Here is a 12,864-nt window from a genome sequence, read left to right as displayed (position 1 = left end):
GACGAAGCCCTGCTCGGCCAGCAGCCGGGCGTAAGTGCCCGCAGCCTGCTCTTTCACGCCGCCACCTGGGTGGACGGTGACGATCGCAGGGTACTGCTTGTCTTCTTCGAACGCAGTCGGCAGGTAAAGGTGGCCAGCCATCACGATGTTGCGGTTGTTGAACTGGACGTCTTGCATGGTGTTGCCTCCGGGAGGGCAGCGCGCCGGGCAAGGGCGCGAGTGCTGGATTGCGCAGGGCGATATGCTTGCGCGGGTTGGCTGCTGCAACCGCCCTTCGTTGGAGACAAGTATAGAAAGCAAGGGGCCCCGCCTTATTGCCTGATTCGATGCGTTGTTTGCACGTTTCAAGGAAAGTGCGCGGTCATCGAGCACCATCCGAACCAGCCAGGGCCCAAGGACTAATCTGGACGAGTGAAGGCTGCCGCCGCTATGTTTAAACGCCATAGCGTTGAAATGATTGATGTTTTTTTAACGTTTTTTTGGCAATTGCTTCCTTATGGTGTCGGTCCGGTCCCTGAGGTAGCTGAAGATGAAATCGCCCTCTCCTGCTCAGTCACATGACACTGTCATCACCGAGGCCGCCTCTTGGTGCCTGCGCATGCATGATGAGGCGTGCAGCGCCGAAGACCATGCAGCCTTCGAGCGTTGGCTACAGGCAGATCCGCTGCATACCTTCGAATACGCCAAAATGCTGGAAATCTGGGACCTCAGCGAAAAGTTGGCCGATTGCCCCACCCGTGCAAAAAACTGCTCACCCTCTCCGCGGCTCACGAGGAAGGTACGCTAGACATGTAGCGCGCCCCGCAGTGCTGCGTGATCCGCAGCACCGCGGCAATTCTGCTCCGCACATCAGGCCAGTAACCCTGCTCCTGAGCTGCGAAATACAGCGTCACAATCCATCACCGCAAAACCGCGTTTGGATGGTAGACTTCACCCCGGGTGCTAGCTGCATAACGCAGCAACGCAGGTTAAAGAACAGCGCAGGTCGGGCCGCCTTGCGGGGTTACTTGCGCCTATGCAAAAAATTCGAATCCCCCTTGCCCAACAACTGGCCCGTCGTGCGTTCGCCACGCTTGAGCGCTTCCTGCATGTCGAGGCCGTGAGTGGTTTCGTACTGCTCATCGCCGCCCTGGCTGCACTCGCCTGGGCAAACTCTTCACTCGCTGATAGCTATGATGCGCTCTGGCACACGCCGCTCACGTTCGGTGTGGGTTCGATGGTCTTCTCGCAATCCCTGCACTTCTGGATCAATGATGGCCTGATGACCATCTTCTTCCTGGTGGTCGGCATGGAGATCCGCCGGGAAATCCACGAAGGCGCGCTGGCAAGCCTGCGCCAAGCCACCCTACCCATGGCGGCAGCCGTTGGCGGCGTGGTTGTACCTGCCCTGATCTACCTGGCGTTCGCTCATGCACCACAAGAACAGAACGGCTGGGCAGTCCCCACGGCGACCGACATCGCCTTCGCGGTTGGCGTGCTCGCCTTGCTTGGCAAATCGATCCCATCCAACGTACGTATCTTCTTGCTGGCACTTGCGATCATCGACGACATCATCGCGGTGCTGATCATTGCCATCTTCTATTCGGGCGGCCTGGACTACGCAGGCTTTGGCGTTGCCATCATCGGCATCCTGCTGGCTGTCGGGCTGCAGAAGATCGGCGTTGGCTCGGCCTACGCTTACGTGATTCCGGGCGCAATTACCTGGCTCGGCGTGCTGATGACCGGCGCCCACCCCACACTGGCGGGTGTGGTGCTTGGGCTCATGACACCCGTTCGCTCAGCGCCCATGGGTGAGCGCCCTGTGGATGCCGTCAAACGGTTTTCCAACGACCTGTTCGGCAGCGCAAAAGCGCCAGAGCAGGACAGCAGCAACCTGATTGACCCACTGAAACGCCTGCGGTTTGCCCAGCGTGAAATGGTACCGCCTGTGGTGCGGGTCCAGAGTGCACTGCACCCCTGGGTCGCCTTCGTGATAATGCCCCTGTTCGCGCTGGCCAATGCCGGGGTCGGGCTGTCTGGGGTAGACCTGTCCTCCCAAGGGCCATACCACGTCATGCTCGCTGTCACCCTGGCACTTGTCCTGGGCAAACCCTTGGGCATCGTCGGCATCAGCTGGCTAATGGTGCGCCTGGGTTGGTGTGAGCTGCCCAAGGGTGTCACCTGGAGTGGCATTACCTTGATCGGCTTGCTGGCAGGTATCGGTTTCACCATGTCGATCTTTATTGCCAACCTTGCCTTTGTCGACCCAGGCGCACTGGGTGCAGCCAAGCTCGGCATCCTTACCGGGTCGCTCATTGCTGCCACCGTCGGGCTGCTGTGGGGCGCAGTCAGTGTTAGAAAAGCCGCCAGTGCCAAGCCACTGAACGCCAGCTAGCACGGCACCGTTCGCGGGCCGTGCTGAACCTCAGCGGCCCGCATTTCCGGCACGTTACAGCAACCGACAAGTTGGTCTGCTCCTTGCTACACAACTGGCAAGCCGACGGTGATCGGTACCCACAATCACACTGCCGCTTTGGCGTTATCCGAATACTGCAACCACCCTCCGGTAACTGCAGAACCCTCGGGCCAGAATGGTGCAGCCATGATTGCCTGTGTAACGAGAGGTGACAATGATCATCAACGATACAAGCCTTGCGAGTGGTGAATGCTTCAGTGAGTTGCAACTGTTCACCGAACAGAACCAGCTGTTCCTGCATTACGACCTCGACAACGTGCGCAGCAGTGTCGGGCGGATATTCAAACCCCATGAGCTGTCCGCCGTACGCACTGGCGAGACGGTAGCGGCAAGCATGCACCATGTGGTCCGTGGGGGCCTGTCACTGGGGCGCCTGGAGTATGCGACGGAGGTCAATATCGACCCCGGGCGGCTTGAGGATTTCTACCTGGTCCAGATCCCCATCCACGGCGGCGCAACCATCCGCTGCGAAGGCATGGAGTTCGAATCCTCTCCCTTGGTGGCCTCGCTGCTGTCACCCAGCCTGCCGGCGCGCATGCGTTGGCAAGGCGGTGCGCCGCAACTGACACTGCGTATCGAACAGGCCGACATGGCCTACCACTGCCGCCAGCACATCCCACAAGCCAGCCAGCGCCTGCCGCGTTTCGACCCGCGCCTGGACTTCTCGCGCCCGGGCGCCGCCTATTTCCTGCAACTGCTCAACACCCTGGTCACCGCCATCGGCAGCCCGGAGCACCCGCTGCACCAACCGCTGGTGCTCAAGCAATTTGAATCGGCACTGCTCAATTCGCTGCTGTATGGCCAGCCCCACAGTGCGCTGGACAACCTCGACCGCCCGGCAGAAAGCACTGTCTCGCCCTACTTCATCAAGCGCACCGAGGCCTTTATCCGAGAGCACCTGCACGAGCCGCTCAGCGTCGAGTCGCTGGCCGAACAGGCTGGCGTCAGTGTGCGCACCTTGTTCGCGGGCTTTCGCACCTTCCGCAATACCAGCCCGATGGCCTACCTGCGCGAGCTGCGCCTGGAGCAGGTGCATGAGGAGCTGACCCGCAACGAGCAAGCTTCAGTGACCGATGTGGCGTTCAAATGGGGTTTTGCTCACCTGGGGCGGTTCGCTCAGGAGTACAAGCGGCGCTATGGGGAACTGCCCTCGGCGACCCGACGGTTTCGGGCATCCTGAGGGATGGCGCGGTTGCCTCAGCGCAATCGCGCCAGTGTAGCGGATGGCGACTCACCGAACGCCTTGCGATAATCGCTGGCAAAGCGACCCAGATGACTGAAGCCCCACTCCAGCGCCACGCTGGAGACACTGGCCGAGGCTCCGCCATTCAACAGCGCACTGCGCGCCGCTGCCAACCGATGATGCTTCAGGTAGGCCATGGGTGGCAGCCCATGATGGCGGCGAAACGCCTCGTAGAGTTTCTCCCGCGACACCCCCGCGACCTGCTCCAGATCATCCAGGCGCAAGGTTTCACGGGCATGCTGGTGAAGAAACTGGCGGGCACGCACCAGATACTCTGGAACGCGCTCCATTGCGCCCGGCTCCAGCTCCGCCGAATAGTTGCTCGGCTGGGCCAGCAGCAGGCCCCGAATCAGCAGGCATTCCATGTCGCGCGCCAGACGCGGCTGACCGTACAGCGCGCTCATCTGCGGCCAGTGCTCCAGCACTTGGCGGATGCTCAACCACCAGGCTGCCACCGCCGTGCAGCCGGTATCCATTTCTGCACGAAAACGGATTGGCTCGGCCAGCGGCCGCTGCAACAAGGCTTCGGCCACTTCCTCAAGCGCCTGCCGGCGGATCACCACCTGAAGTTTCTCGCAGTCCCCTCCCAGCTCCAGCGAATGGGATTCGAGGGGTGACACCACCAACCCGCACGCAGCGTCGGATCGCACCTGGGCCCGCCCGCTGCGCAGGCGCTGCCGGCCGCGCAGTGGCAGGCTGATGCTGTAGGCATCGAGGGAGCGAATATCGATGTTCACCTCCGTGCCGTAGGCAATACGCCCAAGCACCGTGCCCAACGCCGGCAGGCGCGTACCCAGGTGGCTGAAGCACAGCTGCTCCGGGTGCCGGGAGCGCAACTGGTGCGGGCCACAGATCTCGCTCATCCATTGCTGGGCCAGGCCCAGTTCGGCACAGCGATTGTGCAGCGTGGCAGCGACGCTGTGCATGGGCATCTCCCGTCAAAACAATGGTCTGGCTCGATTGTCCGGCGCAGTGCGGCCTCGCCACTATCCATTTTCTGCAGCTATTTGCAACCGTGTCATCCACGCACTGCAACGCCGGAAAAAATGGCTGATCAACGCCCATTAAGTGGCTAGAGCGAATGTGCTGCCAGCGCTTCAATCGTGCACACAACCCCAACAATGAGGACACGCCTGATGAGCGCCCGCAGCCTGACCCAATGGCAAACCTACGTCCAAGGTTGCCTGGACTTTCGCCCCGTCGAGGGGGTCTATCGCGTCGCCCGCGATATCTTCACCGAGCCAGAGCTGTTCGACCTGGAGATGGAGCTGATTTTCGAGAAGCAGTGGATCTACGCCTGCCACGAAAGTGAAATCGCCAAGCCCAACGACTTCATCACCCTGCGCGCCGGCCGCCAGCCGATGATCATCACCCGTGACGGCAACGGCGAGCTGCATGCCCTGATCAATGCCTGCCAGCACCGCGGCGCCACCCTCACCCGCCAAGGCGCGGGCAACCAGTCCACCTTCACCTGCCCGTTCCACGCCTGGTGCTACAAGAGCGATGGCCGGCTGGTCAAGGTCAAGGCCCCAGGCGAATACCCGGAAGGTTTCGACAAGGCCACGCGAGGCCTGCGCAAGGCGCGTATCCAGAGCTACAAGGGCTTCGTCTTCATCAGCCTCGACAGCAACGCCAACGACTCGCTGGAAGACTTCCTGGGTGATGCACGGATCTTCTTCGACATGATGGTCGCCCAGTCGCCCACCGGCGAACTCGAAGTGCTACCCGGCAAATCGACCTACACCTACGACGGCAACTGGAAGCTGCAGAACGAGAACGGCCTGGACGGTTATCACGTGTCCACCGTGCACTACAACTACGTGTCTACCGTGCAGCACCGCCAGCAGGTCAACGCGGAAAAAGGCGGCAGCGGCAGCACCCTGGACTACAGCAAGCTGGGCGCCGGTGATGCCGAGACCGACGACGGCTGGTTTACCTTCCACAACGGCCACAGCCTGCTGTTCAGCGACATGCCCAACCCCGCCGTACGCCCCGGCTACGCCAGCGTCATGCCACGGCTGGTCGAGGAATACGGGCAGACTCGCGCCGAATGGATGATGCACCGCCTGCGCAACCTCAATATCTACCCGAGCCTGTTCTTCATGGACCAGATCAGCTCGCAGCTGCGCATCGTCCGCCCGGTGGCCTGGAACAAGACCGAGGTCATCAGCCAGTGCATCGGGGTCAAGGGCGAGTCCGCTGCCGACCGACGCAACCGTATCCGACAGTTCGAGGACTTCTTCAACGTCTCGGGTATGGGCACGCCGGACGACCTGGTGGAGTTCCGCGAGCAGCAGCGCGGTTTCCAGGCCCGCCTGGAGCGCTGGAGCGACATCTCGCGAGGCCATCACCGCTGGGCAGACGGCCCCACGCCCAACAGCGAGGCGCTGGGCATTCAACCGGTGCTGACCGGCCGCGAATTCACCCACGAAGGGCTCTACGTCAACCAGCACGGCACCTGGCAGCGCCTGCTGCTCGAAGGCCTGGCCCGCCGCGCGCTGCAACTCAAGGAGGTTCAGGCATGAACATCACCCAGCACTACGCCATCGAACAATTCCTGATCCGCAAGGCCGAACTCTGCGACGCCCAGGACTGGGACGCCTATCTGGAGCTGTTCGATGCAGACAGCGAATTCCACCTGCCGCAGTGGGTCAGCGAGCACCGCTATGTAGAAGACCCGGACCAGGGCCTGTCCTACATCTACTACGCCGACCGCTCCGGCCTGGAAGACCGGGTATTCCGCCTGCGCACTGGCAAGTCCGCAGCTTCCACGCCGCTACCTCGCACCTTGCATCAGGTCAGCAACCTGCGGCTGCGTACGCTGGGCGACAACGAGTTCGAAGCACGCGTGGCCTGGCATACCCTGTACACCCGGCAGGGCCAGCAGAGCAGTTTTTTCGGCCACTGCACCTATCACCTGCGACAGGCCGGCGAGACATTCCGCATTCGCCGCAAGCATGTACTGCTGCTCAACGACACCATCGATTCCGTGCTCGACTTCTACCACCTCTGAGGGCCGCCAGCATGACCCATAACGTTGCCCTCAGCTTCGCCGACGGCAAGACCTTCTTCATTGCCGTCAAGCCCGGCGAACTGCTGCTCGACGCTGCACTGCGCCAAGGCATCAGCCTGCCGCTGGACTGCCGCGAAGGCGTCTGCGGCACCTGCCAGGGCCGCTGCGAGGCCGGTCGCTATGAGCAGGACTACGTCGACGACGAGGCCCTGAGCGCCCACGACCTGGCCCAACGCAAGGTACTGGCCTGCCAGACCCGCGTGCAGTCCGATGCCACCTTCTACTTCGACCACGATTCCAGCCATTGCCATGCTGGAGAACCCCTGCTGCTGCGCAGCCGCGTAACCGATGTGGAGCTGGTATCGGCCAGCACCGCCATCCTGCACCTGGATGCCAGCGGGCAGCCAGACACCCTGCACTTCCTGCCCGGCCAGTATGCCCGCTTGCAAGTGCCCGGCACCGATCAATGCCGTGCCTACTCATTCGCCAACCGGCCAAACCCTGGCAACCAGCTGCAGTTCCTGATTCGCCTGCTGCCAGACGGTGTGATGAGCAACTTCCTGCGCGAGCACTGCACACCCGGCATGGAAGTGCTGCTGGAGGCGCCGCTGGGCAGTTTCTACCTGCGTCAGGTGGAACGGCCGTTGGTGATGGTGGCGGGCGGCACTGGCCTGTCGGCGTTCCTCGGCATGCTCGACGAGATTGCCGAGCGCGGTGACTGCGGCTACCCGATCCAACTGTTCTACGGCGTCAACCAGGAAGCCGACCTGTGCGAAACCGCGCGTCTGGAGGCCCTGCGCGAGCGCATTCCCGGCTTTGAGTTCACCCCCGTGGTCAGCCAGCCCGGCGCCAGCTGGAGCGGGAGGCGCGGTTACATTCACGAGCACTTCGACCGTGAGCGACTGGTTGCCACGCCGTTCGACATGTACCTGTGCGGCCCGCCCCCTATGGTCGAAGCCGTGAAGAGCTGGGTCGCCGAGCAGGCCCCGGCCGGGGTGCAGGTTTACGCCGAGAAGTTCCTGCAAAGCGCCAGCCGGCGCTAACCCTGAAACAACGGCACAACAGAGGTAAACACAATGAGCCTGGGCATTTCTTGGAATGCCCGGGCTCAATGCATTCCGGGGGCACGCTCTGCTGTGCCAGGCACTCTTCAAAAAAAAGGCCTGCCAAATGGGCAGGCCAAACCTTCATCAAGAGGCGAACACCGCCTCGATCAGAAGTGGTGGATATAGCGCACCTGCAACCGCGAGCCGTCCGGGCGGTTTTCCACGTCCTGCTCGAAATAGGCGTTGAATACGAGGTGATCGTCCTTGGAAAAGCTGTACATCGCACCCGGCCCGATTGCCCAGACCTTTTCCCGGCGCCCAGAGACTTCATGGCCATCTACCCGGGTGTCACTGATCTGCTTGAGCCAGTACCCGTTGATGCCCAGGCGCAGTTGCGGGGTGACCGCATACTCGGTAGCGAAGTTGGCGTGCAGCGCCTGGCCAGCCTGAATATCGTCGGCATCGCCAAAGCCGTAGTTGGGGTCGTGGTTCTTGAAGTTGTAGAGGTAATGCGCACGCACCGAGGCGGTCCAGTCGGGGGTGAACCAATAGGTCGCCGCCCAATAGGGGTTGAAAGAAACCGCATTGTTGCCGGGGTTGATGTCCTTCTTGTCGCTGTACTCGCCGGTGGGCAGGTTGACCTGCAATTCGATGCGGTGGACAAAGCGTGGGCCGTCCGGCCCCATGATCGGGTCGAACTGGATGAACGGCCCGATCAGCCAGTCACCCACCCCGCCCTGGTCCTTCAGGGCCGCGTTGTTCAAACCGTCATCGACTTTCATCCGGGTGACGATAGGCAACACCGTGTTCAGGCCCAGGCTGGCGTTGCCAACGCGCAGCTCAGACAGGTAGCTGACCTGCGTCACCGCCACCTGATAGTCCAGCTGGGTCTTCGGCAAGCCCAGCTTGTCGCCGTTCTTGTCTACCAGCCGGTTCGCGCTGTAGTTCTGGAAGTACTGTTGCAGGTACCAGCCCGGCCCCGCCGGCAGGCCGCCGTCGAGAAAGCTGGTCAGGCCCAGGTTGACCACCGGCAGGTCATACGCTTGGGCCGCACCACTGCCCAGCGCAAGGGCGCAGGCCAGGTAACGGATGTTATTCATGCAAGGCTCCGAATGTTGTTTTTGGTGGCAGGAGACTCAACGGCCGAGTTCGGGGTGCGCGACGGCGACCCGGTACTGCCCGGCATGGAAGACCAGCGGTTCTCCGCCGCTGTATCGGTAGTGCTCGATTTCACCGAGGAAGATCAGGTGATCGCCGCCCTCGTACTGGGTGACGTTGCGGCACACCAGGGTGGCGATGGCACCGTCGAGCAGCGGCACGCCGGCGGTGGCCTCGACATGCTCGATGCCAGCGAACTTGTCTGACGAGGGCCGCGCAAAGTGCCCGGACAAACCGTGCTGGTCGCTGCCCAGCACATTGATGGCGAAATGGCTGGCGGCCAGGAAGTCGCTCACACTCGGCGCCGTGCGCGCCAGGCTCCAGAGCACCAGCGGCGGCTCCAGCGACACCGAGGAAAACGAATTGGCGGTCATCCCCACCTTGCGACCGTCGCTACCCCGGGTGGTGACCACCGTAACCCCCGTGGCGAACTGCCCAAGCAGGTTGCGCAGGGCCCGTGGCTCGCTGCTGTCGGCGGCGATCAGATTGTCAGGCAAATGCATTGCATTCATGCTCATGGCTCCTCAGGCTGCCTGCTGGCACAGCTTGTCAACGAAGGCCTGGCAGGCCTGGGCATCGAACCACCAGGGGGCAAATTGCCGTGGGTCGTCGAAGTTGTTGGCGATGATCGAGGCCAGCGCCTGCGACTTGCCGGCGGCGCCGAGCAGTTTCAGCAGGTGCTCGGGGGGCGGCAGCAGCATGCTGTTGGTCCAGCCGACTACATGCTGGGCGTAGTCCCAGTAACGCTCGAAGGTCTGCACCATCCATTGCGGGGTGAACGCCTGGTCGCCGTGGGCAACGATGGCATCGAGGTAGACCTTGCTGCACTTGGCAGCGTTGTTCGAGCCCTGGCCGGTAATCGGGTCGTTGACCACCAGGGCATCGGCCATGCCGAACACCGGCAGGCCTGACGGCAGCTCCAGCACCGGCTTGCGCACCATCGGCGTAAAACGTCCGGCCAGCACACCACCCGCATCGGTCAGCTCTACATTGCGGCAACGCTCGGCCTCCCAAGGCACATAGCGACGAACAATTTCCAGGCTGCGCTGCAAATGCTGCTCGGGGCTCTGCACGTCTTGCCAGCAGTCCATCGGGCCGCCAGGCACGCCTTCGAACACCATGATTTCGCACGGCCCGCTCAAGGTCAGCGCCGGGAACACGAAGTACTCGCCTACGCCGGGGATCAGGTTGAAGGCCACCCGCGAATAGGGCGACATCGGCGTCATGCCTTTCACATAGGTCAGCGCCAACGCCCGCTGCGGCTGGCTGAAGCAGGTGCGCTCGGCATCCTTGGGGAACAGGTTGACGATCTCGCCCTTGCCCGCCGCCAGCAGCACCAGGTCGTGGCTGACAGCCAACGCTTCCAGCTCTTTGACGCCGACGTCCTGGATAGTCAACTCGCCGCCACGGCGGACGAACTCATCCATCCACACCGGCATCTTCAGGCGCTGGTCCACAGCCTGGGCGTAGCGTTCGAGGCGCGCACTCCAGTCAATCGCCTTGCTGCCCGGCTGTTCAGGGTGCGGTACGCTGAGGCCGATGCCTTCCACGGCGGGGCATTGTTCTTCCCAGAAGTTGAGGCCCAGGTCCCGTTCGGTCTGCAAGGCGGTGTTGAACATGCACTGGCTGGACATCACCTTGCCGGTACGGATCTGTTCAGCGGTGCGGTTGGTGGTAATGCTCACCTTGTAGCCCTGGGCAAGCAGCCCGAGCCCCAGTTGCAGGCCGGCCTGGCCGGCCCCGACGATAGCGATGCGACGCATGGAGTAACTCCCGTTGTAGGATTGTTTTTGTGGAAAACAGCGCGCTTGGTGCGCGCTGGAAACACGCTTTCGCCAGCCTTATTCGGCCAGCCTTGGAATGGCCGGAACATTGCGCTCCGGCCCCATCACCGAGTAGCCACCGTCCACCGCATAGTCGGCGCCAGTGACGAAACTGGCCGCTGGCGAGCAAAGGAAGGCCACCACCTGGGCCACCTCGGCGGGGTCACCAAGGCGCCCCAGCAGGTGATAGTCGGCGGCCACCTGGTCGGCCTTGTTGCGATCACCGCCGCTGACCTCGGCGATGACCCGCGACCAGGTCCAGCCCGGCGACACCGAATTGACACGGATGCCGTCGCCGGCCAGGTCCATGGCCATGCAGCGGGTCAACTGCTTGATGGCCGCCTTGGACACCGGGTACAGCCAGCGCCCGGTCTGCGCGCAGCCAGCGGAAATCGAGGCAAAGTTGACCACCACCCCGCTGTTGGCCCTCAGCTCGTCGTGCAGTGCACGCACCAGCTGCACCGCCGACACCAGGTTGATGTCCAGGGCCCGCAGCCACTCTGCCCGGTCAGAAGCCAACCCTTGGTCGAGGTAGCTGCAAGCCAGGTTGATCACCATGTCGACCCGGCCCCAGCACTGCTTCACTGTGCCGACCGCCTGCTCGATGGCCGCATCGTCGGTCAGGTCCAGCGGCACAAACAGGCCTGCCTCAGCAAGACTTGACGCCACCTCGGCACCTTTCGGGTCGATATCCAACAGTGCCACCCGTGCCCCCGCAGCCACCAATACCTCGGCCACTGCCGCCCCGATCAGGGTCGCACCGCCACTGATCACCGCCACCTTACCTGCCAGGTTCATGCTCATGGCTCAACCCTCGATCGGCAGGTTGGCGCTACTGGCCCAACCCGGCATCAGGCTGTTGGACGGCAGCGTCTCGTCGAGCAGTTTGTGCGCAGTCTGCACACCGGCCACCGGTAGGCCGCTGGGGTCGAGCAAGCCGATCTGCACCAGTACGCTGGCCTGGTCCCAGTAGATATGTTCGTGGTAGAGCTTCGGCCCGCGGAACTTGACCACACCTAGCATCGGGATCTCGACAAACCGCCCTGTGGGTGCCACGCCCGGCAGCATCCAGTCGATTTCCTGATCGTGGGTGAAGCTCATGATGAACTCGTCGACGATCTGCGACGCACCGACAGTGCGCGATATCGGCGTCAGTGCCATGTCCTTCGGGTTGCCATGCACGAAGTGGTAACGGTAGAAACGCGCCAGCTCGCGATAGCCGACACCACCGGTCATGGTCGGGATATGGTTGACGTAAGGCTGCGGGACCATGGTTGCCATGGTCGCCGGCACGTCGCGGGTATCGAACTCGTGGCGGACATGTTCATCCCACAGCGCCGACAGGTTGTAGTCCGGCCCGATGGTACGGCGCAGCGCTGCGATGCTGCGTTCATGGGCGAGCAAGGCCGAGGGTTTGTGGTAGTGGTCGCTTGCGGGGCGGGCGAACGCATGGTCGACACCCGGATAGACATAGGCCTCGGTGCCGGGCTTCTGATGCAGTGCGCGGATGATCGTTTCGCGGGCATCGGCCTGGCAAAACTGATCCTGTTCGGCAAAATGCAGCACCAGCCGGCCTGTCAGGCCTTTCAGTTCATGCAGCGCGTTCTCGATACCCACACCGTAGTAACCCACGGCGCAGGCCACTTCGGGCAAGCGGCACGCCGCCAGATAGGCCAGCTTGCCGCCGAGGCAATAGCCGACCACACCGAGGCCATCCGCGCTGCAAGCCTCCATGCTGCGCAGATGCCGCAGGCTGGCGGCAATATCGCGTACACCCAGTGCCTCGTCGAATGCCTGATACAGGGCGAAGGCACGCTGAAAATCCGCTTCGGTATAGCCCAGGTCCACGCCTGGCTCTTGGCGCCAATACAGGTCTGGCACCAGCACCGTACAGCCTTCTTGCGCCAGGTGGTCAGCCACCTCGCGCATGGCCGCGTTAACACCGAAGATTTCCTGGCACAGCACCACGCCCGGGCCACGGCCATCGATCGACGTGGCCAGGTAGGCCTGGAAGTGCTCGCCGGAATCGGCAGCGAGGGTGATGTATTGGCCCTTCATTGTTATGTCTCCAGTCGCGGGGGGATGGAGACATCTTCAGGCGCTGGAAACCAAAGGGCTGTCCGGGA

Annotated in this window: 12 protein-coding genes; 6 read left to right on the top strand and 6 right to left on the bottom strand. The window is 62.7% G+C overall.

The features are described 5' to 3' along the window. Positions 1-529 precede the first annotated feature (529 nt). The 3 genes from N436_RS22830 (at position 530) to N436_RS22820 (ending at position 3,635) form a co-directional block, all read left to right on the top strand. Entirely contained in the window at positions 530-787 is a 258-nt protein-coding gene (locus N436_RS22830) for a DUF4880 domain-containing protein (protein ID WP_110742034.1), read from the top strand. A gap of 228 nt (positions 788-1,015) precedes the next feature. Continuing rightward, entirely contained in the window at positions 1,016-2,374 is a 1,359-nt protein-coding gene (nhaA, locus tag N436_RS22825; RefSeq protein ID WP_110742033.1) for a Na+/H+ antiporter NhaA, read from the top strand. A 235-nt stretch (positions 2,375-2,609) separates the two neighbouring features. Next, positions 2,610-3,635, top strand: a complete 1,026-nt coding sequence (locus tag N436_RS22820) for an AraC family transcriptional regulator (protein WP_110742032.1) — start codon at positions 2,610-2,612, stop codon at positions 3,633-3,635. A 17-nt stretch (positions 3,636-3,652) separates the two neighbouring features. On the opposite strand, the gene N436_RS22815 is transcribed toward N436_RS22820, so the two are convergent. After that, positions 3,653-4,624: an AraC family transcriptional regulator gene (locus N436_RS22815; RefSeq protein ID WP_110742031.1), complete on the bottom strand. Its 972-nt coding sequence runs from the start codon at positions 4,622-4,624 to the stop codon at positions 3,653-3,655. A 210-nt stretch (positions 4,625-4,834) separates the two neighbouring features. Between N436_RS22815 and antA the strand changes: the two genes are divergently transcribed. Genes antA through antC form a run of 3 tightly spaced genes read left to right on the top strand, consistent with a single transcriptional unit; the run spans position 4,835 to position 7,754 of the window. Next, positions 4,835-6,223 (top strand): anthranilate 1,2-dioxygenase large subunit, encoded by a 1,389-nt coding sequence (gene antA, locus N436_RS22805; protein ID WP_177410894.1) that lies wholly within the window; start codon positions 4,835-4,837, stop codon positions 6,221-6,223. Continuing rightward, positions 6,220-6,711 carry an anthranilate 1,2-dioxygenase small subunit gene (antB, locus tag N436_RS22800; RefSeq protein ID WP_110742029.1) on the top strand — a complete coding sequence of 164 codons (492 nt, stop codon included), beginning with the start codon at positions 6,220-6,222 and terminating at the stop codon, positions 6,709-6,711. Before antA ends, antB begins: the two co-directional genes overlap by 4 nt. 11 nt (positions 6,712-6,722) lie before the next feature. Next, the gene (antC, locus tag N436_RS22795; RefSeq protein WP_110742028.1) at positions 6,723-7,754 is read left to right on the top strand and encodes an anthranilate 1,2-dioxygenase electron transfer component AntC; all 1,032 of its coding nucleotides are present in this window, start codon (positions 6,723-6,725) and stop codon (positions 7,752-7,754) included. Positions 7,755-7,924: 170 nt separating this feature from the next. On the opposite strand, the gene N436_RS22790 is transcribed toward antC, so the two are convergent. The 5 genes from N436_RS22790 to N436_RS22770 form a co-directional block, all read right to left on the bottom strand. After that, positions 7,925-8,857 carry a transporter gene (locus tag N436_RS22790; RefSeq protein WP_060500041.1) on the bottom strand — a complete coding sequence of 311 codons (933 nt, stop codon included), beginning with the start codon at positions 8,855-8,857 and terminating at the stop codon, positions 7,925-7,927. Positions 8,858-8,893: 36 nt separating this feature from the next. Continuing rightward, complete coding sequence (locus N436_RS22785; protein ID WP_105947795.1) at positions 8,894-9,427, bottom strand: flavin reductase family protein; 534 nt, start codon at positions 9,425-9,427, stop codon at positions 8,894-8,896. A gap of 12 nt (positions 9,428-9,439) precedes the next feature. Further along, the gene (locus N436_RS22780; RefSeq protein WP_110742027.1) at positions 9,440-10,678 is read right to left on the bottom strand and encodes a styrene monooxygenase/indole monooxygenase family protein; all 1,239 of its coding nucleotides are present in this window, start codon (positions 10,676-10,678) and stop codon (positions 9,440-9,442) included. Positions 10,679-10,756: 78 nt separating this feature from the next. Beyond that, positions 10,757-11,542 (bottom strand): SDR family oxidoreductase, encoded by a 786-nt coding sequence (locus N436_RS22775; RefSeq protein WP_110742026.1) that lies wholly within the window; start codon positions 11,540-11,542, stop codon positions 10,757-10,759. Positions 11,543-11,545: 3 nt separating this feature from the next. Continuing rightward, a complete protein-coding gene (locus tag N436_RS22770; protein ID WP_110742025.1) occupies positions 11,546-12,796 on the bottom strand; it encodes a dienelactone hydrolase family protein in 1,251 nt (416 codons plus the stop codon). Positions 12,797-12,864: the final 68 nt, after the last annotated feature.

Origin of the sequence: Pseudomonas sp. RV120224-01b (assembly GCF_003208145.1) — a bacterium.
Lineage (GTDB): Bacteria > Pseudomonadota > Gammaproteobacteria > Pseudomonadales > Pseudomonadaceae > Aquipseudomonas > Aquipseudomonas monteilii.
Note: the sequence above shows the minus strand (reverse complement) of the source record. Positions and strands in the feature narration are given on the sequence as shown.

Excerpts from the sequence above, each read along its gene's own strand:
- N436_RS22830 (WP_110742034.1), top strand. The coding sequence starts at position 530 with ATGAAATCGCCCTCTCCTGCTCAGTCACATGACACTGTCATCACCGAG.
- N436_RS22780 (WP_110742027.1), bottom strand. The coding sequence starts at position 10,678 with ATGCGTCGCATCGCTATCGTCGGGGCCGGCCAGGCCGGCCTGCAACTG.
- N436_RS22785 (WP_105947795.1), bottom strand. The coding sequence starts at position 9,427 with ATGAATGCAATGCATTTGCCTGACAATCTGATCGCCGCCGACAGCAGC.
- N436_RS22775 (WP_110742026.1), bottom strand. The coding sequence starts at position 11,542 with ATGAGCATGAACCTGGCAGGTAAGGTGGCGGTGATCAGTGGCGGTGCG.
- N436_RS22770 (WP_110742025.1), bottom strand. The coding sequence starts at position 12,796 with ATGAAGGGCCAATACATCACCCTCGCTGCCGATTCCGGCGAGCACTTC.
- N436_RS22790 (WP_060500041.1), bottom strand. The coding sequence starts at position 8,857 with ATGAATAACATCCGTTACCTGGCCTGCGCCCTTGCGCTGGGCAGTGGT.
- nhaA (WP_110742033.1), top strand. The coding sequence starts at position 1,016 with ATGCAAAAAATTCGAATCCCCCTTGCCCAACAACTGGCCCGTCGTGCG.
- N436_RS22815 (WP_110742031.1), bottom strand. The coding sequence starts at position 4,624 with ATGCACAGCGTCGCTGCCACGCTGCACAATCGCTGTGCCGAACTGGGC.
- antA (WP_177410894.1), top strand. The coding sequence starts at position 4,835 with ATGAGCGCCCGCAGCCTGACCCAATGGCAAACCTACGTCCAAGGTTGC.
- N436_RS22820 (WP_110742032.1), top strand. The coding sequence starts at position 2,610 with ATGATCATCAACGATACAAGCCTTGCGAGTGGTGAATGCTTCAGTGAG.
- antB (WP_110742029.1), top strand. The coding sequence starts at position 6,220 with ATGAACATCACCCAGCACTACGCCATCGAACAATTCCTGATCCGCAAG.
- antC (WP_110742028.1), top strand. The coding sequence starts at position 6,723 with ATGACCCATAACGTTGCCCTCAGCTTCGCCGACGGCAAGACCTTCTTC.